The 21,884-nt window shown below is 61.4% G+C and carries 21 protein-coding genes; 10 read left to right on the forward strand and 11 right to left on the reverse strand.

The genetic code is table 11. The features are described from left to right. The first annotated feature begins 55 nt into the window (after positions 1–55). Complete coding sequence (locus ACSBPQ_RS10765) at positions 56–1,183, forward strand: metallophosphoesterase (RefSeq protein WP_442682146.1); 1,128 nt, start codon at positions 56–58, stop codon at positions 1,181–1,183. A 12-nt stretch (positions 1,184–1,195) separates the two neighbouring features. Here ACSBPQ_RS10765 and ACSBPQ_RS10770 read toward each other — a convergent pair whose 3' ends face one another. Then, complete coding sequence (locus ACSBPQ_RS10770; protein WP_442682147.1) at positions 1,196–2,560, reverse strand: MATE family efflux transporter; 1,365 nt, start codon at positions 2,558–2,560, stop codon at positions 1,196–1,198. A 46-nt stretch (positions 2,561–2,606) separates the two neighbouring features. Beyond that, a complete protein-coding gene (locus ACSBPQ_RS10775) occupies positions 2,607–3,200 on the reverse strand; it encodes a TetR/AcrR family transcriptional regulator (RefSeq protein ID WP_442682148.1) in 594 nt (197 codons plus the stop codon). A 61-nt stretch (positions 3,201–3,261) separates the two neighbouring features. Between ACSBPQ_RS10775 and ACSBPQ_RS10780 the strand changes: the two genes are divergently transcribed. From ACSBPQ_RS10780 to ACSBPQ_RS10800, 5 genes are all read left to right on the forward strand, one after another. Continuing rightward, positions 3,262–4,722 carry a phytoene desaturase family protein gene (locus ACSBPQ_RS10780; RefSeq protein WP_442682149.1) on the forward strand — a complete coding sequence of 487 codons (1,461 nt, stop codon included), beginning with the start codon at positions 3,262–3,264 and terminating at the stop codon, positions 4,720–4,722. A 339-nt stretch (positions 4,723–5,061) separates the two neighbouring features. After that, positions 5,062–5,763 (forward strand): hypothetical protein, encoded by a 702-nt coding sequence (locus ACSBPQ_RS10785; protein WP_442682150.1) that lies wholly within the window; start codon positions 5,062–5,064, stop codon positions 5,761–5,763. Between the two features lie 73 nt (positions 5,764–5,836). After that, complete coding sequence (locus ACSBPQ_RS10790) at positions 5,837–6,328, forward strand: antirestriction protein (protein WP_442682151.1); 492 nt, start codon at positions 5,837–5,839, stop codon at positions 6,326–6,328. A 50-nt stretch (positions 6,329–6,378) separates the two neighbouring features. Further along, positions 6,379–6,900: a hypothetical protein gene (locus tag ACSBPQ_RS10795; RefSeq protein WP_442682152.1), complete on the forward strand. Its 522-nt coding sequence runs from the start codon at positions 6,379–6,381 to the stop codon at positions 6,898–6,900. Next, on the forward strand, positions 6,897–7,166 hold the full coding sequence (locus ACSBPQ_RS10800) for a hypothetical protein (protein ID WP_442682153.1): 270 nt from the start codon (positions 6,897–6,899) through the stop codon (positions 7,164–7,166). Before ACSBPQ_RS10795 ends, ACSBPQ_RS10800 begins: the two co-directional genes overlap by 4 nt. 66 nt (positions 7,167–7,232) lie before the next feature. Here the strand turns inward: ACSBPQ_RS10800 and ACSBPQ_RS10805 are convergent, their stop codons facing one another. From ACSBPQ_RS10805 to ACSBPQ_RS10815, 3 genes are all read right to left on the reverse strand, one after another. Next, on the reverse strand, positions 7,233–7,811 hold the full coding sequence (locus ACSBPQ_RS10805; RefSeq protein ID WP_442682154.1) for a type 4 pilus major pilin: 579 nt from the start codon (positions 7,809–7,811) through the stop codon (positions 7,233–7,235). A gap of 80 nt (positions 7,812–7,891) precedes the next feature. Beyond that, the gene (locus ACSBPQ_RS10810; RefSeq protein ID WP_442682155.1) at positions 7,892–8,158 is read right to left on the reverse strand and encodes a plasmid mobilization protein; all 267 of its coding nucleotides are present in this window, start codon (positions 8,156–8,158) and stop codon (positions 7,892–7,894) included. A gap of 13 nt (positions 8,159–8,171) precedes the next feature. Next, entirely contained in the window at positions 8,172–8,420 is a 249-nt protein-coding gene (locus tag ACSBPQ_RS10815; RefSeq protein WP_442682156.1) for a hypothetical protein, read from the reverse strand. Between the two features lie 526 nt (positions 8,421–8,946). Here ACSBPQ_RS10815 and ACSBPQ_RS10820 point away from each other — a divergent pair. Continuing rightward, complete coding sequence (locus ACSBPQ_RS10820; protein ID WP_442682157.1) at positions 8,947–9,333, forward strand: type II toxin-antitoxin system RelE/ParE family toxin; 387 nt, start codon at positions 8,947–8,949, stop codon at positions 9,331–9,333. 10 nt (positions 9,334–9,343) lie between these two features. On the opposite strand, the gene ACSBPQ_RS10825 is transcribed toward ACSBPQ_RS10820, so the two are convergent. Beyond that, complete coding sequence (locus ACSBPQ_RS10825) at positions 9,344–9,676, reverse strand: helix-turn-helix domain-containing protein (RefSeq protein WP_442682158.1); 333 nt, start codon at positions 9,674–9,676, stop codon at positions 9,344–9,346. A gap of 110 nt (positions 9,677–9,786) precedes the next feature. Further along, entirely contained in the window at positions 9,787–10,131 is a 345-nt protein-coding gene (locus ACSBPQ_RS10830) for a GIY-YIG nuclease family protein (protein WP_442682159.1), read from the reverse strand. A 185-nt stretch (positions 10,132–10,316) separates the two neighbouring features. On the opposite strand from ACSBPQ_RS10830, the gene ACSBPQ_RS10835 reads away from it, so the two are divergent. Next, on the forward strand, positions 10,317–11,552 hold the full coding sequence (locus ACSBPQ_RS10835) for an IS256-like element ISEc58 family transposase (RefSeq protein ID WP_001137513.1): 1,236 nt from the start codon (positions 10,317–10,319) through the stop codon (positions 11,550–11,552). Here the strand turns inward: ACSBPQ_RS10835 and ACSBPQ_RS10840 are convergent. Then, positions 11,536–12,102: a hypothetical protein gene (locus ACSBPQ_RS10840; RefSeq protein ID WP_442682160.1), complete on the reverse strand. Its 567-nt coding sequence runs from the start codon at positions 12,100–12,102 to the stop codon at positions 11,536–11,538. The two genes, ACSBPQ_RS10835 and ACSBPQ_RS10840, sit on opposite strands and share 17 nt — an antisense overlap. Next, positions 12,102–13,016 carry a hypothetical protein gene (locus ACSBPQ_RS10845; RefSeq protein ID WP_442682161.1) on the reverse strand — a complete coding sequence of 305 codons (915 nt, stop codon included), beginning with the start codon at positions 13,014–13,016 and terminating at the stop codon, positions 12,102–12,104. Before ACSBPQ_RS10845 ends, ACSBPQ_RS10840 begins: the two co-directional genes overlap by 1 nt. A gap of 1,048 nt (positions 13,017–14,064) precedes the next feature. On the opposite strand from ACSBPQ_RS10845, the gene ACSBPQ_RS10850 reads away from it, so the two are divergent. Together ACSBPQ_RS10850 and ACSBPQ_RS10855 are read left to right on the forward strand one after the other, a co-directional pair. After that, positions 14,065–14,610, forward strand: coding sequence for a HEPN domain-containing protein (locus ACSBPQ_RS10850; RefSeq protein WP_442682162.1), 546 nt, complete (start codon positions 14,065–14,067; stop codon positions 14,608–14,610). A 92-nt stretch (positions 14,611–14,702) separates the two neighbouring features. Beyond that, on the forward strand, positions 14,703–17,030 hold the full coding sequence (locus ACSBPQ_RS10855) for an ATP-dependent helicase (RefSeq protein WP_442682163.1): 2,328 nt from the start codon (positions 14,703–14,705) through the stop codon (positions 17,028–17,030). A 201-nt stretch (positions 17,031–17,231) separates the two neighbouring features. Here ACSBPQ_RS10855 and ACSBPQ_RS10860 read toward each other — a convergent pair whose 3' ends face one another. After that, on the reverse strand, positions 17,232–19,916 hold the full coding sequence (locus ACSBPQ_RS10860; protein WP_442682164.1) for a DEAD/DEAH box helicase: 2,685 nt from the start codon (positions 19,914–19,916) through the stop codon (positions 17,232–17,234). Next, positions 19,913–21,868 carry a site-specific DNA-methyltransferase gene (locus ACSBPQ_RS10865; protein ID WP_442682165.1) on the reverse strand — a complete coding sequence of 652 codons (1,956 nt, stop codon included), beginning with the start codon at positions 21,866–21,868 and terminating at the stop codon, positions 19,913–19,915. The genes ACSBPQ_RS10860 and ACSBPQ_RS10865 overlap by 4 nt, the downstream gene beginning before the upstream one ends. Positions 21,869–21,884: the final 16 nt, after the last annotated feature.

Raw genomic sequence — 21,884 nt, forward strand, 5'->3', positions numbered from 1 at the left:
CCGGCGTAGCATTGTTGACGTGGCGCGCACCGGCGCGCCAGCCAGGAAATCACCGATGTCGATCTTCCAGTCCCTGATCCGCCTTCCCGCCGTACTGCTGCTGACGCTGTTGCTGGCCCCGGTGTTGGCCGGAGCACGCGAGGCACCGCCTGCGGCAGCGCATGTCGATGCCGATGGCCCCTATGTGTTCCGCACCCGCGCCGGCCTGCGGGCGGAATGGATCTGCAACGACAAGGTCATCCGCCACACCCTGCCGGCACGGGCTGCCAGCAGCGTCATCACGCCCGAGTGCGGTTATCCGCACCCGTTGACGGTACTGCCTCCCGCCTCGGCCACCACCGCGCAGTTGCCGGCTACCGCGCGCATCGTCGCGCTGTCGGATATCCACGGCCAATACGGTTTGCTGGTCAGGCTGCTGCGTGCCCACCACGTGATCGATGCGCATGACCGCTGGTCACTCGGCAACGCCACGCTGGTCATCGCCGGCGATGTGTTCGACCGTGGTCCGCAGGTCACCGAGGTGTTCTGGCTGCTGTATTCACTGCAGCAGCAGGCCAAAGCCGTCGGTGGTGCGGTGCATTTCGTGCTCGGCAACCACGAGACCATGGTGCTGTACGACACCCTGAGCTACGTCCATCCCAAGTACATCCGCAGCGCCGAGCTGCTCGGCCGCCCGTATCCCGAGCTGTATGGCCCGGATTCCACCCTCGGCCAGTGGCTGCGCACCCGGCCGGTGCTGCTGCGCATCGGCGACACCCTGTTCCTGCACGGCGGCATCGCCCCGGAAAATCTGGACCTGGTGCGTCGCCTGGCCACCACCAACGCCACCTACCGCGCCTCGCTGGGACGCCCGCGCGATGAGGTCAAAAACGGGCGCCGCACTGCGCGACTGTATGACGGCAAAAACAGCCCGATCTGGTATCGCGGCTACTTCGACGGGCAGCTCGATGGCGACCAGGTCGAGGCGCTGCTCAAGCGCCTGAAGCTGGCGCGCATCGTCGTCGGCCACACCTCGATGCCGCATATCAGCAGCTTCCATGACGGCCGCATCATCGCCATCGACAGCAGCATCAAGAACGGGGAGAACGGCGAACTGCTGTTCATCGAGGACGGCAAGCTCAGCCGTGGCCTGCTCGACGGCTCACGCGTGCCGCTGGCCGAGGGCCAGCCGCGCAACAACTGACCTGCGCGACGTTCAGCAGCTGGCAGAAGCTGCGGGCTTCCCGCCCAGCGAGCGCTCCAGCGCGCGGTAATACGGCAGCAGCGCCAGCGCCCGCGCCACCACGAACAGCACCAGTGCCGCCCACAGCCCGTGGTTGCCCCACGCGGCCGTGGCCGGCCACGCGCACAGCACAAACGCCGTCAGCGACGCCATTGCGGCATTGCGCATCTCACGGGTACGGGTGGCGCCGATGAACACACCGTCGAGCTGGAACGCGGCCACCGACAGCAGCACGTACACCGCCACCCACGGCAGTTGCGCGCGTGCCAGCACCACCACCTCCGGCAACGAGGTCAGCAGCCCGACCAGTGCATCGCCGCCCAGCCACAACAGCCCCGCCAGCAGCACCGCGGTGGCCAGTGCCAGTTCGCTGGACAGGCGCACCGCCTGGCGCAAGCGCTCCCGTGCATTGGCACCCACCGCCGCACCGACCAGCGCCTCGACGACGAAGGCGAAACCGTCAAGGAAGAACGCGCTGAACGACACCAGCTGCAACAGCAGGTGGTTGGCTGCCAGCGTCGCCGCGCCCAGCGCGGTGCCCAGCCGCGCGAACAGCCCGAAACCGGCCAGCAGGCACAGCGTGCGCAGCATGATGTCGCCATTGGCCGCCAGCGTGCGGCGCAGGCGCGCGCGGTCGCCGATACGTGTCCACGGCAGGAACGGTTCGGTATCGGCATGGCGCTCGCGCAATATCCGCCACACCAGCAGCGCCGCGATCACGCAGGCGCTCCATTCGGCGATCGCCGTGCCCAGGCCGATGCCGTACGCGCCCATCTCGAGCACCCCGGCCAGATACACGTCCAGCGCGGCGTTGAGGCCATTGAGCAGCAGCTGCACCGCCAGCAGCGCGCGGCTGCGGCCCAGCCCGACCAGCGCCCCGCACAGCGCATACAACGCCAGCGCCGCCGGCGCACCCCACACCCGCGCGCGGAAATAGGCCGTGCCGGTCGCCGCCACCGCATCGCCGGCATCCATCAATGCGAAGTAGCCGGCCGCCAGCGGCCATTGCAGCAGCCACACGGCCACGCCCAGCACCGCGCCCATCAGCAGCGGCCGCAGCAGTGCCGCGCGCACCTCCGCCTCGTCACCCGCCCCCGCCGCCTGCGCCACGAAACCGGTGGTCGCCATGCGCAGGAAACCGAAACTCCAGTAGACGAAATTGAACAGCAGCGCCCCCAGCGCCAGCGCACCCAGATCCACGGTGCTGCCGAAGTGGCCGATCACTGCGGTATCGACCAGTCCCAGCAGCGGCACCGACGCGTTGGCGAGGATGATCGGCCAGGCCTGGCGGACGATGGCCATGCGGGTGAGCGGCGGCGCAGCGGGAACGGACGTCATCGCCGCATGATGCCGGAGTGCGCCGTCCTACCGGCACCGGGACCGCTCACCGGGCGCGCCCTGCGGCGCTGTCGAAAAACGCCAATGCATCGACCAGCGCTTCGGCCAGTGAACGGTCATCGCACTCCAGCCACTCCATCATTGCCGCCAGATACAGGAAGTGCAGATAGCCGGCCAGTCGCGGGGCCGGCCGCTCGTCAGCCAGTTCGCCCTGCGCCTGTGCGCTGGCGATCAGCTGCTCGTAGAGCACACGCATGTCCGAAGCGGTTTCCGCCGCATTGCCCTCGCGCAGCTGCCGGAAGCGGTAACCGATATAGGGCGCCGCATAGGCACGGTGCGCCTCCCACCAGTCGGCCGATGCCTGCCACAGCACAGCCACACGCGCCACAAAGCCGGACGGCTGCAGCACCGCCGCATGCAGCATCCCCAGATCCTCCGCCAACCGGGCGTGGATGGCCTCCACCAGCAGCGCTTCCTTGACCGGGAAATGGTTGTACAGCGTGCCGCGCGCGACACCGGCGGCAACGGCCACCTGCTCCATCGTCACCGTCTCGAAGCCGCTCTGGCCGAACAGTTGCCAGGCCACCTGCGCCAGTTGCCGGCGGGTGCGCAAACGCTTTCCCGGGGACGCTTCACTCATGCTTGCCAATCATTTTTGGACAATGTTCAATATTCTACAGCGTTCAACGAGGTGAGCCGAGATGCCGGCAGGCACGGTGGTGATAGGCGCAGGACTGTCGGGGCTGGCGGCCGCCCTGCGGCTGGGGCGCGACGGCCGGCCGGTGCTGCTGCTGGAAGCCGGCGATGCGATCGGCGGCAGCTGCTCCACGCAGTCCATCGACGGCTACCGGCTGAACAACGGCGCGATCTATGTCGCTGTGCCCTCGCTGCTGCGGCTGGCATTCCAGCGCCTGGGCCTGCAGCTGGAGCAGGCGCTGACGCTGCAGCCGATCACCCACCCGATCCAGGCGCGGCTGCAGGATGGCGCCGCGGTCTGGCTGTCCAGCGCCACCGACTCCTTCGTCGAAGGCGGTCCCGACCCGGCCGGCCGTACCGCGCAGCTGCGCCGCGGGCTGGCGGCACTGCAACAGCAATGGCATCCGCTCTACCGGCGACTGATCGGGCAGGTGCTGGTGCAGGAACCCTCCTTGCCGCGCACCCTGGCCGCGCTGTGGCGCTACCTGCCGCTGCTGTCCGGCAAGGCCGACCGGCTGATCGCCCGCCACTTCCCCGATCCGGGGCTGCAGGCAGCGGTGGCTTCAACCCTGCTCTTCACCGGACAGGCACCGGCGCAACTGCCCTCCACCCAGATCGTCGGCCTGCTCGGGCTGTTGGAAGAAGGCTTCCACCTGCCACAGGGCGGCATGGGCGCGATCAGCGATGCTCTGCGCAACGCATTGCCGGCGAATGTCGAGCTGCGCTGCGGCGCGGGTGTGCGACGGATCGAAGTGAACGGAAAACGCGTGCAGGCGCTGCTGCTGGAAAGTGGCGAACGCCTGCCGGTCGAAGCGGTGGTCAGCACGCTGTCCGGTTTCGACACACTGGAACGGTTGCATCCGGCCAGCGCGGCGCCGGCAGTCCTGCGCCGCATCCAGCGCAAGGCACCGCTGTCACACCGCGCCATCGCGGTACAGCTGGGCTGCACCGGGGTGGACGCGCACGGCGCGTTCATGGTCAACCATGTCCCGGCAATGGACGAACAGGGGCGGATGCACCGCTTCACCCCGCACGCACCACCTGTCGGCCTGTCCTACACCGTGCCCACCCGCGTGCAGCCCGGACTGGCACCGGCCGGCAAGTCGATCATCGAGCTGTACGCTCCGGTTTCCGGTGCAGGCGAGGAACGTCCCTGGACCGAGGCCGATACCGCCGTGGCGGTGGAACAGCAGCTGGCCGCGCTGCGTCGCCAGTTGCCGGCGCTACATATCGAAACCTGCCGGGTCATCGACCCCATCGCCTTTGCCCGCGACCGCCATCTGTACAAGGGCGCGCTGTACGGCATCGCGCCGGGAACCCCGCCGCAACACCACTTCCCGCACCGCTCCGGCATCGCCGGCCTGGCCCTGGCCGGACAGACCACCTTCCCCGGCTTCGGCGTGCCCAGCGCGCTGCTGTCCGGGATCATGGCCGCCGAAGCCCTGGAGGCCAGCGCTCCCGGCTGAGTCGGCCACTACATGCCGCAGCCTCTACCGCCAGCGGGCACTGCTGCCATACTTGCACGCCGTCGTACCCGGCCTGGACAGGCACAACACTCCAAGCACATGCAGAAGATTTCCAAGAGCGGCACGAAGAAGTCCCACGAAGAACACACCCCGCTGATGAAGCATAAAAAGCGGTAGCTTTCTGAAAGACAATTTTTCCCTTGTTTTTGGCTATTATCGCGTCTTACACAGATCACGAAATCCTCATGGTCCAGCTATGGTCCATATGTTTTTGCACGTCAGATCTCGGCCACGCCTGCCCTCTAGCGCGTCTTTTTTGACCACGGATATGCTCTGCGCATGACCACGCACCCGACCAAAGAGGCGTACTACCACGCCGAAGGCATTCCTCAGGCCGTTGCCTTGTTCGACGAGCTGCATCCGCGCAGCCCGAACGGACGAAGCACTCACGGCGTGGACTTCACCATCTCCTTGGACGAGTTGCGCAAGCGCCTGGACACGCTGCCCGACGACACGCTCATTTCATCGGCCCTGGCCGCGCTGTGGCTCAGGATCAGCCAGACTGATGAGCGCGAACGTCGCAAGACCGAGCCGCCGCCCAATCCCTTCAAGAAGGTGGGCGCCGCCAAGAAGGCGCCCAAGAAGGCCATCCTGGAGTGGGATGCCGCGTGGCGCTTAAAGAAGATGGTGAGCAAGGGCGTCCAGGACATGCACGCGTCCGGGGCTCAGGCCACAAACAAGGCGGCAGCCACCCTGCTGCGAAAGCTCCAATGGGTGATCGCCAAGGGCGAAGTGCTGGGCTGGATCGAGCAGTTGCCTGAGGACGCGATCGCTGACATCCCGGTCAGCCAGTGGGAAATCCGTTCGCTGACGCTCCACGAAGCCCTGCTACGCCCGTGGCGCAATCCCAGCGAGCAGAAGCTGTGGGTAGCCCGCTACCGTGCCGGCAATCGCCTGCTGGAAGCCGACGTCGAGAAGAGGGCACTGGCCGCCTTGGCCAAGCGCAAGCCTGACAAGCCCGCACCGCCCAGCACGCTTTAGGTGTCATCCCGCCCACCTATTTCCTTGGTGGGCGGCATCTTCAATAGAGGGTCCCTCAACAGCGGAGCCTGACATGGCCAAGCGCAAGGGTGGCGTCCTCAACCGCCGCAAGTCGCTCATCAAGAGCCCCACCCTCACCCCCATCACCAGCCGGGTGATGTCGGATGCTGAGTTCATTGGGCTCCACGACAAAGCGCCCTACTTCCCTTACATCGGGCCAGGCCTTCCCTTCGAGAACGTGCTGTACAAGAAGATGGGAGAGCTCTGTCCGGCGTACACGGGCGGGTGCTGGTCGTACTACTCGCTGTCCAATGGCGGCTGGTACATGGTGCCTGACGACCATGACACCTACGAACTGACCAACTGGGAGGGCAAACGCTACCCCATGAGCAAGGACGGGGCGGGCCTGACCGTCACGCAGTTCCTGGTCAATCATCTGAGCTGGTACTACCACCAGAAGGGCGACGACGAAGCGCGTCGTGCGGCCATCGCCAACTTCGAGGCGTTGCAGGAGTACAGCCGCCAGCATCCGGATGGGGAAACCATTCGCATGGTGCTCGACTGACGACCTATAGGTGCGCTCCCTCCCACCCAAAGAACGGAGGTGGGAGGGCGATGATCGCCAACATTCCAACAACGGAGCACGCCATGACGAATGAACTGCAAACCAAGTGCTTGGTAGCCTACTTGGCTAGCCTTTCGCTCAGAAACGCGCGGGAAGACGCTATTGCCGAAATCAGGAAGCTGGCTTCCGAGAAGATTGCCGAGGTGATCAAAGAAGGCAAGCTGACCGACATGGACGAGATCGTCCAGGAAGTGACCGAACTGATCGAGCCGGAGTGCGACGAGATCCTGGTTCGGGACGAAGACCAGCAGGTGATCGAAAAGATCATCGAGGCTGCAATGGACAAGTTCCTGGCCAACAGCGACCTGGGCGGCGCAGACGGCGACACCGGCGACCGAATTGTCGGTGTGGTCTGGGAGCACATGGAGGAGATCGCAATGGACTGGTTCTTCGACGCCTATACCTCCATGGACGTTGTCGACGACCTGATTGAAGAAGCCACTGACCGGGCGAATGACGACATCGACGCCATCCTCGCCGGTACCTACGAGGACGAGGACGGCTGCCAATGACTAATGAGGAATGCCGCGCCCTTGCCATCAAGGCCATCGACGTCTTCCTGCTCGGCTACGATCTGAGTGGCGCAACCCCGGAAGGCCGTGAGCGGATCGCCTGGCTGGTCATGGAGGCGATTGAGCGGTGGGCCAATACCGGCTACTACACGGAAGCGGAGGTCGACGCCCTGGTCGAGCACGCCGTGGGGGATGTTGAAAATGAGATTGACGAGATCCTTGACCCCGAAGAGGACGACGAAAGCGAGGAGGACAGCGATGTCTAACCGTAGGCGGTAACAACCAACGGCGCCCCAGGGCGCCGTTGGTCGTTTTGCAGCGGGGCGTTTGGATCAGTTGGAGACCAGCACCAGGGTCGCACCACCATCCTGCTTGCAGTTCGTGGCGATCAGCGCCTCATTCAATGGGAGAGCATCAGTACCAGCGCTGTAGAGGTCCTGCACCTTGACGGGCGTAGCACCGCCAACCAGGACGGTTCCGAAGTTCTGAACAGCCGCACCAGCCAAACGGATGCAGACGTCAGCAGGCACGTTCGGATATGTGATCTTGAAGTAGCGAGCGATCGGCGTTGACACAGTGGCGCCAGCAGCATCGGAGGGCTCAACATTCACCGCGCCAGCCCACTGGTTCTGGATGTCGGTAGCCGAAATATTCATGTTGGCCGGGAAGATCTCGGCATTGTAGGCAGCGGCCTTGCTGACGTTTGCATAATTGTTCGTAGTGAACAGCGCCTTGACGCCAGCCTGAGCCGAGGAAAGAACCTGGCTTTCGTAGGTGGCATTACGGCCAGCTTGGACGCGCGGGTACACGATGAACGCGGCAACAGCCAAGGCCGCGATGATGGCCAGCACCAGCAGCAATTCGATCAGCGAGAAACCACCCTGGTTGCGGGCTTGTTTGAAATTCTTCATTGGAAAAGGTCTCTGAGTAGGTTGTGCGAGCAGCCCTTACCCAGGGCCTTCATCGCAACCTAAACAGAAAATGAACACAGTCAACGGATCATGCGCTTGGGCCCATGAGATCTGCTGTTTTCGTTCGCATTTTCTGCATCAGCTTGCGGCTGATACACCCACTTCTCGTCGATGGCCTTTTGCAAGATCAATCGCAGGTAGGTCGACAGGGTCATGTTGCTTTCCGCGGCCAGCGCTTCAATCTGCTCAGCCTGTTCGGCATGTACGCGGGCGGACACGGGCTTTTCCTTGATGGTGATGTGCTGGTCAGGCGCCAGCCGTCCGTAGTTGGATCCAATCTCTCGCATAGTGGTCTCCGCCTCAGGGCATGCGAGGCTTGGCAGACGACGTAGCGACCGCCGTCATCTCGAGCTTGAACACCCAGCCTTCGGCAATGGCCCGCTGGATCACGTGCCGGATATAGGTCGACTCGGTCATGTTGCTGGCCGTGGCCAGGGTTTCCAGGCTCTCAGCCTGTGCGCCACTAATGCGTGTGCCGACTACCCTCGCCTTCTTGATCGGATTCTTGTCCGGAATGGTCTTGCCGACGTTCTCGCCCTGCTTCCGCATGGATTATCTCTCGTGGTGGTGATGTAACCACGAGTAGCAGAAGGTTTGCGTTCGTCAACTTAAGGGGACGCCCCACGTCAGCGGAGTGAAACGGAGCCGCCGCAACCAAAGGGCGCGTCAGCGTTGCCGCCGCCCTGCGTCAGCGGAGCAAAGTGGAGCCGCCCTGTCCTTCCTGGACGGCGAGCTTCACGGCACCCCAGACTGACGTCGATGGTGTTGGCTCGATCCGGCATCGCAGGCGGCAGGGGTAGAGTGTGCTCTGAGGGAGGCGTTTGTCTTCAGCCGGTGGCGCGCGGCCGTGTAAGGTTTTTCTGATTTTGCTGGGTGCTGCCTGGTGCTATGGGTGAATATCGCCGCACCCATTGAGCAGACTTGCCACAGCCCTACGCTCCCTGCGGGCGCGGACAACTGGCCGGTGCCCAGGGCCTTGGCCGCCGATAGGCGGCCTGCTTACTGCTCAGTGTCTAAGTAGACAACACTGAGGCACACAGATAACTTATGACAGTGCACGAAACAGGGTGGATCCGTGAGCCAACCTAAAGAGAAGAAATTCGCATTCGTCAGCGAGGCGGCCAAACGGGCCTATCTTGATCTTCCGGATACGATCAAACAGCAGTTTGGCACCGATTTGAACGCAATTCAGCAAGGGAAACGCCCTTTTTCTGAAATCAAGGACGTATCAGCCAGCGTCGGCCAGGGTACATACGAACTTATTGAAAACGGAAGCCCCGCCTATCGAGCACTCTATTGCGCCAAGTTCGCCGATACCGTCTATATCCTTCATGCCTTTACGAAGACGACAAATAACGTCGACCAAAAACAGATGGATACCGCCGCAGCACGCTACAAGGAAATGACTGCCCAACTACGGGCAGCTGCAGCTGCGGCGAAGAAGCAAGCTAGGCGAGGCTAGCGTTCTGATTTCAGGCCACTTCCAATTCTTGCACGTCGCACCTGACATGGCCTGTCTTTGAACGTTGCTTGGTAACAAGCCGCGGCCGCATGCGGTAGCCCATCTTGTCCAGAAACCCGATTAGCTTATCCGACGAGAACTTGTCGATCTTGCCGTTGACGAGTTCGCTTACCCGGGGCTGGGGGATGTCGAGAGCCTTCATGATCTCGGCCTGCCCCCACGTACGCTCTTCGAACATGTCGCGCAGCATCAAGAGCATATCGGCCCGGAACTGCAGATCAGCCGCTTGGCTTGCGTCTTGAGTGATCGCGTCGAAGATGTTGTTGTAAACGAGCTTGGTCATAGCCACTCCGGTTTATACGGTTTTTCGTATATTACACCCTTGGCGAGTGATGTCAACCTAGCCGCTCAGGGCTTTGGCTGCTTGCCGGCGGCCTGCCTTCGGCCTGAAACTCAGGCGGCGATGGGCTCTTCCTGGTGATGGAGCGACAGCACCGCAATGGCCTGCTCAGGCGTGATCTGGAAGAACTCCCGCTTGTGGCTTAGCCGCGTCGGACCAAAGGCGACATGCATGGCCTGCTCCACCGCTTCCGGGTCATTGGTTCGACAGGCGTACTCCACTTGGAAGCCCGCGGGCACTCCCGTTGTATGGAGCTGGGCGGCGCGATCAATGGGGTTCAAGCGGGTCTTGCCGATCTTGATCAGGCCAGGCATGGATGGGTTGGTCAGGATGTAGACGAAGCCGGGTCCACGATGGCGTCGTCGTCTTACCCGCTGAACCTCTTCAATGGTGAGCACGTCACCGTTCTCGTCCAGATGGACTGGTTCGAATAGTGTGCTGAAAAGCTCACGGAAAGATCTCATTGTCAGCGTTGGACGAGACGCAAACTCAATCTCCTCGTCTGTGGGCACACAACCGACGTATCCGAGCGTGTCAGAAATTTTGTGTGAGAGGCATACCATGATGCTGCCAAGGAGCATGTATGCCACGCAAGAAGAAGACGCCGGTGGTCACGCCGGCCATTGATCTGCCGAAGGAATTTCTCGAGAAGCTGATCCCGGGTCCGATGGACGCGGCCGGGGTCGAAGCCGTGTTCCAGCAGCTGAAGAAGGCCGTGATCGAGCGGGCGCTGGGCGCGGAGCTCGGCCTGCACCTGGCCGACGCCGAGGGCGGGAGCGGCAACCACCGCAACGGCCGCAGCGGCAAGACGGTGCTGACCGACGAGGGTCCGCTGCGCATCGACGTGCCGCGCGACCGGACGGGTACGTTCGAGCCGCAGCTGATCCCCAAGCACGAGCGTCGCTTCGCCGGGTTCGACGATCGGATCGTCTCGATGTACGCCCGCGGCATGACGGTGCGTGAGATCCAGGGGCACCTGGCCGAGATGTACAGCGTCGAGGTGTCGCCGGAGTTCATCAGCAAGGTCACCGACGAGGTGATGGCCGAGGTCACCGCATGGCAGGCGCGGCCGCTGGAAGCGATGTATCCGGTGGTGTTCTTCGACGCGCTGCGGGTGAAGATCCGCGAGGACGGCGTGGTGCGCAACAAGGCGGTGTATCTGGCGCTGGGCGTGCTGGCCGACGGCACCCGCGACATCCTCGGGCTGTGGATCGAGAACACCGAGGGCGCGAAGTTCTGGATGAAGGTGTTCAACGACCTCAAGACGCGCGGCGTCAACGACATCCTGATCGGCGTGGCTGACGGCCTGAAGGGCTTCCCGGAGGCGCTGGAAGCGGTGTTCCCGGCGACCACGCTGCAGACCTGCATCGTGCACCTGATCCGCAACAGCCTGGACTATGCGGGCTGGAAGGACCGCAAGGCGCTGGCGGCGGCGATCAAGCCGATCTACACGGCCCCGACCGCCGAGGCCGCAGAGGCCGAGCTGGATGCGTTCGAGGCCGGCGACTGGGGCGAGCGCTTCCCGACGGTGGTCGCCGCCTGGCGCCGTGCCTGGACGCGCGTGGTGCCGTTCTTCGCGTTCCCGCCGGACGTGCGCCGGGTGATCTACACGACCAACGCAATCGAGAGCGTGCATGCGCGCCTGCGCAAGATCATCAAGACCCGCGGCCACTTCCCCAGCGACGAGGCCGCCACCAAGCTGATCTGGCTGGCGCTGCGGAACATCACCGCCGAGTGGAGCCGCGCGTCTCAGCACTGGAAAGCGGCGATGAACCAGTTCGCGATAATCTACGAAGACCGATTCACGCTGGCTCGCTGAAAGAGACTTCCGGACTAAACCGCCTCACACACAAAAAATCGGACACGCCCACGTATCCAGCCTCCTCCAACCAAGCTGTAAAAGCGCCGCCGGCACTCAGATTCACCCTCACTTCGGCAAGGCAATACTCTTCGTCAGTAAGCACCTCGTGCACCAACCTACTACGCGCCCATCCTGCCCGTCGTTCGGGATCCTTATGGTTCCTTTCAATACGAGCGTCAGCTAAATCATGAAGAATAGCTTTAGCTGCACCAATTCCTGTCGCCGCCATCGAAACCAGCTCTTCATCACGCAACACGATAACATCCGCCCTCTCCATCCCAAATTCCTTCCGCAGGGACGCCAGGACAAATAGCGCTCGCCAAAGAGCAAGATGCTTTGGACCAAGGGGAGGTCCCGTGTGTTTAAGCTCGTACTCAAACTCGCCTGCTTCATCCACATGAACTTGGATGACTCTCTGGTCACTTTTCTGACCGCCCTCGTTAATGCTAAACAAGTCACTTTCAATCAAGCACCGTGGAATTTGCACAACTGGGATCTCACTACCCATCACAGCACCACCCTTGCCCGAGAAGCAGCCGCCCGGTCGGCTGCTGATCGCCGTTCTTTTGCAGCCACCGTTTTCTTCGTCTCATCGAGCAGCTTCACCAGCGTATGACTCTTCGTGACGATGACCTTGGACTTCTTACGTGCATCATCCCAATCCCAATGGGTCACAAGCGGGTTATCGCCCTCTTTCAAGCGCCTCAATGCGCGATCAAGATCTTCGCAGAAGTGCCTACGCTCCTTGGCCTGCGAACCACACAGCAGGCGCAGCTCGTCGACGGAGAAGGTGTGCTTCGTTTCCTTCCTGTCGGAGCGGCTTGCCTGGCTTGAAATGAAGCCGTGCAACCAAATGGCCAGATGGTGTCGCTTGAGCTCGCGCGACCGTGCGATGTCGTTCCTCAAGATCTCACGATCCAGCAATCCATCAGCAATCTCCTCGCCAAACCTCACGGTCAGTACCCGCGTTTCCAGATTCATCCTTGCCACATCGATAAGGTTCTTAGTGTCGTAATGAACTCGCTCCGAGATAACTGTAACAAGTCCCGCCCTGAGTTCGGTCATGACATCAAGAATGCTCTTTTTGAGATTTTGACGCTTGTAGTTCTTCCCCATGTACCGCAGCACTTCGGACAATGGCACATCAAATTCTTCGCCTCCTATCTGGCCTCGATCATGCGCAATGAACAGCAGTGCCTGCCACAACCTGAAGTGCTCCATGTTCAGATGCGGACCTGTGTAGGTAATCGTCGCATTGACGCCTTTCTTTGCCGTAGGGATGAGGCGATGTTTGTACATCGGCCCATTCGTGGCAACGCTGAACAACGCACTGCGAGCGATCGACAACGGCAGGGGCGCTAACACAGAAACCTTCTTGACCGCCAGCTTTGTACCAGTGCCCACTTCATGGACTTCAGTCATGACGCCCCCCCGTCTTCTCGCTGACAACACGCTCGACGATGTCTGCCCGCTGTTCAACCTTCCATTCCTGAGCCACGGCGTGGTCCAGGACAGCGCGCATGTACACGCCCACCTTGACGCCACTCTTCTTCGCTGCCGCGGCTAGACGCCTGTCTTGCGACGCGGTTAGTCGGGTGACGCGGTTGACGGAAAGCGGCTCACCTTGAACGAGGTGGTAAGTGCTGGTCTTTGGGGATGGCATAGGTTTTCCTAGTGAGAACTCACCAGGATGCAAACAGAAAATCGAAGACCGTCAAGCCATTCGTCACACCGTTCCGGCGACTTACACTGGTGTAATTCCCCGCGACAGGTCCCGGGTGAATATCACCGCGCCCGGCCCAGGGTGGATATCACCGCGAAAAGGTGGATATCACCGCGCCCAGGGTGGATATCACCGCGGTTTTACCCAATTTCGGGTGGATATCACCGCGGAAAAGGTGGATATCACCGCGGTTTTTCAAGCGTTACTTGTTACATGCACGAAAGCTTGCCATCCGCTTGATTTTGCTTATGTTCTTACACTCCCCTCGCGCGCCCGGGTAACGCGCGCGTTACGCGCGCGCAAAAGGCTTTAGGCTTTAGAGCTTTAAGGACTTAAGGGCCCGCTGCCGCGGGCGTGATCTTTCAGATCGGAAGGGAAAAGCAACAGCCAAAGCGCCGGGGGCTGCCGCCCCGCCGGCCTCATCCAATGGGTGGATATCACCGCACCCATGGGAAACCTTCCCCATCCCTACGCTCCCTGCGGGAGCGGACCACTGGCCGGTGGCCAGGACCTGGCCGCCTGCCGGCGGCCTGCCTTCGGCCTTGACCCCAGAACGCTCCCGGCAGCCCGCCAGCACCCACCCACGGGCCAGCCAGCCCTACCTGCCCCAGTGCGGAGCAGCGGCGCGCCAAGCGCCGCCCAGGCCCTTGCTCTGCCCCAGTTGTCCGGCCGCCGTCAGGCGGCCAACCAACCGCTTGGCGCTTAACCGAACCTTGGTGACACAATCGGCCACCACAGGGGGAACCGATGCCATCCAAAGCCAGCCTAACCTTCGACCACGCCATCCAGGATGCCGTCGACCTGGTCAATCACTTCGACAAGCTCAACACCCAACCGCCACCGCCCGAGAACGAAGTTCTGAAACGAGCCAGCCTGGTCATGGCCTTGGCCGCTTTGGAGACCTACTTCGAGGATCGGCTGGTCGAGGCCGTGGAGACCGTTGCTGGCACGGGCGAAGGCCACCTGTCGAAGTTCATGCGCGACAGCCTGGCCAACGATCTCAAGTACTTCCACACCCCCAGCACCGATCGCGTCCGGCCCTTGTTCCAGAAGTACCTGGGCATTGACATCACGGAAGGCTGGAAGTGGAACATGATGGAGCCGTCGGCCGCCCGGTCGGAGTTGAACGCCTTGGCCAAGAAGCGGGGCGACATCGCCCATCGCTCATGGCGTCCGAGCAGTGGCGCACCCACCAAGCACGCCGTCTCCCGTGATGACCTTCGCCGGCATATCCACTTCATCCGACAGGTGGTACTGGCCACGGATGCGGTACTGACCGGCCTGGCTGCATAAGGGCCATTCTCCACGCTGGCAGCCCCTGACAGCCTTGGCCCTCGGCTCGTATCTCCGGTTAAGATCGACGCTGGGGAACGGCTTACAAGGCTATGGGCGAGACCTCTTACACCAGCGAACAGGTGCGTGTCATCGAGCACGATGGTGGCCACGCCGTAGTCGCAGCGGTTGCCGGTTCAGGAAAGACGGAAACGCTGATTGGCCGTGTTCGTCATCTGTTGCGCGACCACAATCCAAATCAGACTGCTGTGGTCATGTTCAACAAGGATGCTGCGCAATCTTTCCGCGAGCGCTTCGAAAGGGCCGTTGGTGGGACAGCACCAGAGATCCGCACGTTCAATTCAATGGGCAATCGGATCGTCAATCGGTTCGTGCAGATCGGCCTCCTGCCGGATGCCAGGATCGAAGAGAAAGACCATCACCGAACCAGGATAGCCAAAGGGGCTTTCACTCATGTTTTCAAGAGTCTCAATGGCGAGGATGAGACACCCGATAAGGACCTGATCGACGCTTTCATCACGTTCCTTCAACTGGTGAAGTCTGATACCCGATCTCCGGATCACGTATTCGAAGCCGGCAACTACCAGAAGTCGGCTCAGGGGTTTGTCGAAGCGTTCCATCTTTTCGAGAAGGAACGAAAGAGGCTGAAGATCCGCTTCTTCGAAGATCAGCTCTACGATCCCGTCAAGCTGATGCTCAAAACCCAGGAAACCCAACGTTACGTCGCCGACAAGGTTGATCACCTGATTGTCGATGAAGCCCAAGACATGAACGGGATCCAGATTGCGCTGCTTAGGATCCTGGCCGGAACGCGCGCGAAAGTCATGCTCGTGGGCGACGAAGACCAAGCGATATACGACTGGCGCGGCTCCAAGCCCGACTACCTCATCCGCGGATTCGAGAAGGACTTCACCCAAGCCGTCCGTTACACCCTGCCGCACACCTTCCGCTTTGGTCACCATCTATCCATAGCGGCGAGTCAGGTCATCACGCGCAATGCCAATCGCAACCCCAAGATCAGCATTTCGGCCGAGGGCACTCCGAGAACTCGGATCCACAGCCTAGGGTTGTCGCTTGGACTCACAGGGCTCGGGGATTACATCAAGGAGGTCGTCGATGAAGGAGCCTCCCCCGAGGATATTGCGGTACTGGTTAGGACCTACAGCCTAAGTGTGTCCATCGAACTGGAGCTTCACCATCACGGCATTCCGTACTTCGTTTATGGACGCCCGCCCCTCACCAGAATTCCGGAAATAAGTGCCCTCGTAGGCGTACTCCAACTAGCCAGCGGACGCTGGAATAAGCTGGGTGAGGATGAAGTCAACTACATCATCCGGAGCCTGTTGCAGCGCCCCGCCCTCTATCTGGACAAAGTGGCGATCGACCGCGTGGTTCAAGACGCATCACGCGCTCCCGAGCACCTTGCGAATGTAATTCGGTCAGTCATCACACCGCAGACCAAGGAGTTTCATGCGGATCAGATCAGGGACCGCGCAGACCTCTTGGACATCATAGGAACCACTACCGAGCCCGATGCCAAGGTGATTGAGGTTCTCGATCTCTACCTGTCGGGAACGAACTTCGAGAAGATGATTGCCAAGCAATCCCCAACCGCGGAGGCGGCAGAGGCCATCTTGGCGAACGTCGCAGCATTTAAGCTCATAGCAAAGCGGCATGAAGGGACGATCGCCGAGTTCCTGGAAGAAATCGACCCCTTGATCGACTCATCGAAGAAAGATCCACCGGACGAACCCCATGTCTGGATAGGATCAATTCATCGTTCAAAGGGCGCGCAGTGGCCGCACGTCTTCGTCCCCGGCCTTGCTGCTCGTTCCTTCCCCAGGGACGACCTCGAGCATGAGCAGATCGAAGCCGAGCGGCGCCTGTTCTATGTTGCGATCACACGTGCAAGCCAGCAGCTCTTTGTCGCACATCCTGCTGACTCGGACTTCAAGGAGATCTCCGAAAACATTGATTGCGATAAGGCCATCTCCAGCGCGAGCCCCGTATCTCAGTTCGTCTGGGAAATGGATCTGGCCTTGGCCCGACATGCTGCCGCTGCGGTGGAAAATGGCGGCCCTTTTTCAACGGCTTCTGTGGCCAGGCCGGAAATTGCCAACGCCTACTTTGAACGCTTCCCTTGCGCGTCTGGGTGGTCCTACACCCGCCGCCCCAGGGTACATCGCGTCGCAACAACTGGCCGCTCTACCTCTACCGACATGCCTCCTGGAACCAGGATCCGCCACCCCAGCTTCGGCCCTGGGAAGATTGATCGCTGGGTGGACGGCCGAGTTGTACGCGTGGTTTTTGACAGTGGAGACTCGCGCATGCTCGTAGCAAGCCAAGCTGGCTTGACTCTGGAGAACGGCCCGGGCGGCCATGCCTCGACTGATCTATGCGATGACGATATCCCGTTCTAGGATCCCTGCCCCACACCTACCCCAGTGCGGAGCAGCGGCGCGCCAAGCGCCGCCCAGGCCAGCACCACGTTGCGCTCAGCGCAAGCCCAATCGCGCTCCGTGCAACTTTCTTGCGCCCTAATCCGCTGTCTACGGTTGCCCGAAAAATAACCTGACCCTCAAGTAGCTACACCTCAATCGAGCCACCGCACTACTGCATAGTTAGCCGCTCCTCCGCGCCGCCATCCACTTCCAAGCCGGTGTGAGATCAACCCAGTCGAACTCATCGCCCAGACTACCGTCATCATTGACGATGCGTAGGCGCGTATCCTCCCGAGTGACGAACAGCACCTTGCCGTAGATCTTGGGTGTCCGCTGCGCCTTGCGGCTGGCGTCCTTGGTGCTCTCCTTCGTCTCTACCATTCGGACTTCCGGGGGCTCTCCCAAGGGGTACTCTAGGCAGACGATGAAGTCTGGATAGAAGTAGTTCCTGTGCTCGCTGCGAACGACCCGGACAGACCAAGGCTTACGTGACGGATTGCGATGCCACCACACGACGTGGTCATCGCGCTCCATCGACTGGATGAACTCCCGTTCCTCCTGGTTGACGCCCGCCGACCCGTCAATACCGAAAACCGAGACTGTCCCGCCTGAGTGGGCCAAGGTTTCCTTGAACATGGTCGTCTGGCCTTCGATGTCGAGGCTGTCACGGGCACTCGTAATCGTGCCATCCAACGGCGGAACAACGCCGTAGAGATTTTTCTGGGCCTGGTCGAGCGCCTTGTTCAGCGGGTAAAGCAGGAACTGGGGCAACGGCGACGCACTACCGATGGTCGCGAACTCCGCAATCGCGTCCTGAACCATCTCACCGATTCGTTGGGCGTCTCGGCGAACAACCCAGCAGGCGGCGTCTCGCGCCAACCGATCCAGCTGCTTGTCGTCCAGCACCGATGAACTCGAATCAGAAGGAGGCACTGCCACATCCTCCCTCAATCGCCCCGCCAGCGTCCCGATAATGATCTTGACGTCGGCATCTTCCACCTGCGGGATCTTCTTCAAGAGGGCAGCCGCATCCCGTGCCAACGAGCCTCGATCCGTGATGACCGTGACTTCTTCCGTTCGGATGTTGTCCTCGTCCTTGGTCAGTTCGGTGTGGATCTCCTTATCGCGCAGCAGGTTGTAAGCGGCACGTACTGCGAAGGCCACCTTGTCCTCGGTCAGTGGCAGGTTCATGGCCACATGCGCCGACACCTTGGCCATGTCGGCCATCGCCGGCCGGCTCTCTTGCTGGAACACCGCGGGCGCACCGGGCAGCTTCAAGTTGAGCCTGTAAGCCTTGAGTCCCTGCTCCTTGAGCCGTTCCAGGATTTCGTTCTCATCTGCAGGAACGACGGCCGGCTTGGGCGTGGTATCCACCACCCAATCCGTCTCCATGATCGTGGTGCCCGTGTCGGCACCCGTGTCCTTGCCGAACAGGCCGGGCTGATCGGTACCGGTACTCGGCAGCCCCTCTTCGTCTTCCTCGTCCGTCTCCTCAATGATCCTGGCCGGCGGGGGCTTGGTCCCATCGTAGAACGCAGGCAGCTGGGGCGAGGTCTTGTTGGTGATGACCGTCGCGCCACTCTTGGTCTGCTTGACGATCATCTGTTCGGTCTGGCCTTCCAACTGGCTCTTAACCGCACCCACCGTATTCACCGCCGACTGGAAGCCCGCTTGGGCCTCTCCATCGGCCAAGTAGATGAACGCCGTATCCAACGAGTCGGGAATTTCCTGAGGCTTGGGGAAGGCGTCCCGCACCTGAGGCGCCACGCGCATGACGCGCCCGATGAACTGCATAGCGAAGTCCGCGTCGTTGACCAGCTTCGTTGACGCCAGAACAAACGCCCGGGGAGCATCGAAGCCCGTGCCCGCCGACTGCTTGAAGATCAGGACTTCCTTGCTATGGTCATTGGCAATGGCCGCCATCAGAACCGGATCGGGCTCGTCGGACGAATGAACGCCAATGGCCCCCATGGGCACCCGGCACAGGCGGATGAGATCCTCCCGGGCTTCGTCCACGGTCTTGTCGCCGTTGGCGACCTGGACCAGCAAAAGTGGCGTAAGGTCGATCCCCTCGGCCTTGAGGATCTTCTTCAACCACAGGTGCTTCTTCCAGGCCTGCCGCAGTACGGTCCGCTTGAGGTCAGCAACGGTGGAAATGGAGCGCTGTAGGTCGTACTTCACCGCCTCGATGTACTTCTTGTTCAAGCGGGCTTCGACCGCCTGAGCCCGGCTCACGACGAACGACCTGCGGGCTTGCTTTCCTGACTGGGTAAGGAACTGGTCCAGGACCGCGTCTTTCGGCGTGGCCGACGCCATCACCATGTAGTCGGGATTGACCCACAGTGCGAACGCGCCAAATTCCGTGCCGGTCTTCAAGCCGATATGGGCCTCGTCCACGACCAGGCCGATCTTGAGCTTGCGGGCACGCGCCAGCTCGACGAACTCGTTAAGCGCCCGCTGATCGTCATCTGCCCCACTGGAATAACCTGTCTTGCGATCCTTAGCACTGGCCACGCCCGCCGCCGTGGATAGCAGCACCATGCCCTTGCTGGGCTCCTGGTTGCGCCCGCGGGAGAGCATGACGGGGAACAGCTGCCCATCCGCATTGCCCAGGATCGCGTCCTCAGTCTGCTGGACCAGGTTCACATAGGGAACGAACCACAGCCACACGGTGTCCTGTGCCGCCGACACTTTGGACAGGGCACGCACCAGCATGAAGGTCTTGCCCGAGCCAGTGGGAGAGCGGAGCAAGACGGGCGGCGAGGGATGGCTTAACAGGGCAGCCGACAGGTTGTTGATGATGTCCTTCTGAAAGCCAATGGGCTCATGACTGGACGTCTGCGCAGCAACAAAATCCATGTTCATGCGCGACCTCCTGCCTGGCCACTGAGCAATGCCTCAACAAGCCCATGGCAGCTGGCATCAACGCCCCTTGCTTCTAGTGCCTCCTGCAATGCAACAGGTCGATCGCAATACACGGATAGACGTTGAACACCATGCGCCTTCGGCCACGCAGCTAGTTCATCCACGGCATCCGCTGTGACCTCGGTACACAACAGGATGTCGTAGTCGTCAGCTCTGGCAATGTGCTGAATCAGTCCCTCGTTGAACTCCCACACTGCGTGAGCCAGTCGCAGGCTCAGTAGTGCCGCAGCATTGCTTGTCTTGGCCTCAAATGGAAGGTCCGCTACTGCAAGCTTGTTGAGCGTCAGATAAGCGAACTCCCCACCCTGCTCTACGGTGAACCCAGCATTGCCGTTGTAGCCAGTGATAACTCTTCGCATGCGAGCTGCACACACGTCCCTGCAAACATTCTTGCCAGGCTCTTTGTCGGTTGCCTCTGTGCTTGAGCACAGAATGAAGCGCCGCTCCCCCCCATCTTCGGCATTCAACTGGAGGAGCGCATGGGCGGTGGTCCCGGAGCCCGCAAAGAAATCTAGCACCGTGTCATCCTGCCGCGTCGCCTGTTCCAGCAACCCCTTCAACAGACTCAACGGCTTCGGATAGGGAAAGGCCTTCCCGCCGAGAACCGACTTCACTTCCTCGGTGGCGACGCCACCACGGGTGCTGCGCATAGTGATGACAGCCTCGATGTACTCGTCATCATCGTTAACCTCTTCATTGATACCCGCAATCCAGCTACTCAACGGCGCCAGGCGCTCTTCCTCAGGGCGTGCGGTCCAGTGCTCCTTGCGGGAAGGGCGCCCGGCTGCGATCGGCTTTCCGATCCAGAAGTCCAAGTCTGGAAGCTCTTCTCGCAGCAGCGGTGTCTTCTTCTTGGGCAGGGCTGGCCCCCGTCGCTCTCGGATAGCTGCCAGCAGATCCTCCCGGGTGTCGAACCGCATGACATCCTCAGGATCGCACGGGGGGAAGTAGATCAGTTTCTTCTCGATGAGCTGCTCGATGGTGTCACTGCGCAGTCCATCAAGGGCCGCGGCAACTGCCTCCTCATCATTGTCGAGTCGTTTCCTGATTTCCTGCTCCGACGCGTATCGCCATACGTTGTCTGGGTCACATGGGTACCAGTACCCGGTCTCTGGATTCTGGATCGGGTAGTAAGTGTTACCGCGCTCGGTGTACGTGTGGGATTTTGTTAGCGGCTGAGGGGACCATTCGCCACGCTCGTCATTGTCCGGGTTGCGGAACTTCTTTCGGTCCGTGGGACGACCATTGAAAGCGAACCCTGGATTTGCATAGACAAGCACATGCTCATGGACATGACTGAAACGCTGGGACAGGTCGTTGCCGGTGTCCTTCGTCCGCCAGACCAAGCTGCCCAGCCGCCGCCCTGGGAACACCTCATCCATCAGCAGTTCAAGCCGAGACCTGTTCTCGTCGTTGATGGATACTAGGATGACGCCATCGGGTGCCAGAAGCTCCCGTGCAAGCAACAGGCGTCGATAAAGGAACTCTAACCACTGGGAGTGTCGCCACCTGTCAGCCTTCCCGACATAGCGATCGTTGTAGACCCAGTCCTTGTTGCCAGTGTTGTAGGGCGGATCGATGTAGATCACCCGGATCCGGCCTGCGTGGGTGGCTTTCAACAGGCGCAGCGCATCGAAGTTGTCACCCTCGATGATCAGGTTGCGGTGCACGAACTTCTCGCCCCCACCCTCAGGTTTGTGACTTAGCTCCGGCACCAACTGAGGCAACACGATGTCGGCATTCAACGCCTCATCATGCTCGATCGCGTTGCGCTCCCAAGTCAGACCCAGCTTCCGCTTGGTGAGGTGCTCGACCAGCAGTCGCCGCAATTCGGGGGCGCCTAGCTGGCCAAGACGGGTAAGAAGGTCTGTCGGCTTTTCGGTTTGGGTCATGGGCTCGATCTGGCTA

It is taken from the genome of Stenotrophomonas sp. JC08, from assembly GCF_052180205.1.
Lineage (GTDB): Bacteria > Pseudomonadota > Gammaproteobacteria > Xanthomonadales > Xanthomonadaceae > Stenotrophomonas.

Excerpts from the sequence above, each read along its gene's own strand:
- ACSBPQ_RS10765 (WP_442682146.1), top strand. The coding sequence starts at position 56 with ATGTCGATCTTCCAGTCCCTGATCCGCCTTCCCGCCGTACTGCTGCTG.
- ACSBPQ_RS10770 (WP_442682147.1), bottom strand. The coding sequence starts at position 2,560 with ATGACGTCCGTTCCCGCTGCGCCGCCGCTCACCCGCATGGCCATCGTC.
- ACSBPQ_RS10775 (WP_442682148.1), bottom strand. The coding sequence starts at position 3,200 with ATGAGTGAAGCGTCCCCGGGAAAGCGTTTGCGCACCCGCCGGCAACTG.
- ACSBPQ_RS10780 (WP_442682149.1), top strand. The coding sequence starts at position 3,262 with ATGCCGGCAGGCACGGTGGTGATAGGCGCAGGACTGTCGGGGCTGGCG.
- ACSBPQ_RS10785 (WP_442682150.1), top strand. The coding sequence starts at position 5,062 with ATGACCACGCACCCGACCAAAGAGGCGTACTACCACGCCGAAGGCATT.
- ACSBPQ_RS10790 (WP_442682151.1), top strand. The coding sequence starts at position 5,837 with ATGGCCAAGCGCAAGGGTGGCGTCCTCAACCGCCGCAAGTCGCTCATC.
- ACSBPQ_RS10795 (WP_442682152.1), top strand. The coding sequence starts at position 6,379 with ATGATCGCCAACATTCCAACAACGGAGCACGCCATGACGAATGAACTG.
- ACSBPQ_RS10800 (WP_442682153.1), top strand. The coding sequence starts at position 6,897 with ATGACTAATGAGGAATGCCGCGCCCTTGCCATCAAGGCCATCGACGTC.
- ACSBPQ_RS10805 (WP_442682154.1), bottom strand. The coding sequence starts at position 7,811 with ATGAAGAATTTCAAACAAGCCCGCAACCAGGGTGGTTTCTCGCTGATC.
- ACSBPQ_RS10810 (WP_442682155.1), bottom strand. The coding sequence starts at position 8,158 with ATGCGAGAGATTGGATCCAACTACGGACGGCTGGCGCCTGACCAGCAC.
- ACSBPQ_RS10815 (WP_442682156.1), bottom strand. The coding sequence starts at position 8,420 with ATGCGGAAGCAGGGCGAGAACGTCGGCAAGACCATTCCGGACAAGAAT.
- ACSBPQ_RS10825 (WP_442682158.1), bottom strand. The coding sequence starts at position 9,676 with ATGACCAAGCTCGTTTACAACAACATCTTCGACGCGATCACTCAAGAC.
- ACSBPQ_RS10835 (WP_001137513.1), top strand. The coding sequence starts at position 10,317 with ATGCCACGCAAGAAGAAGACGCCGGTGGTCACGCCGGCCATTGATCTG.
- ACSBPQ_RS10840 (WP_442682160.1), bottom strand. The coding sequence starts at position 12,102 with ATGGGTAGTGAGATCCCAGTTGTGCAAATTCCACGGTGCTTGATTGAA.
- ACSBPQ_RS10845 (WP_442682161.1), bottom strand. The coding sequence starts at position 13,016 with ATGACTGAAGTCCATGAAGTGGGCACTGGTACAAAGCTGGCGGTCAAG.
- ACSBPQ_RS10850 (WP_442682162.1), top strand. The coding sequence starts at position 14,065 with ATGCCATCCAAAGCCAGCCTAACCTTCGACCACGCCATCCAGGATGCC.
- ACSBPQ_RS10855 (WP_442682163.1), top strand. The coding sequence starts at position 14,703 with ATGGGCGAGACCTCTTACACCAGCGAACAGGTGCGTGTCATCGAGCAC.
- ACSBPQ_RS10860 (WP_442682164.1), bottom strand. The coding sequence starts at position 19,916 with ATGAACATGGATTTTGTTGCTGCGCAGACGTCCAGTCATGAGCCCATT.
- ACSBPQ_RS10865 (WP_442682165.1), bottom strand. The coding sequence starts at position 21,868 with ATGACCCAAACCGAAAAGCCGACAGACCTTCTTACCCGTCTTGGCCAG.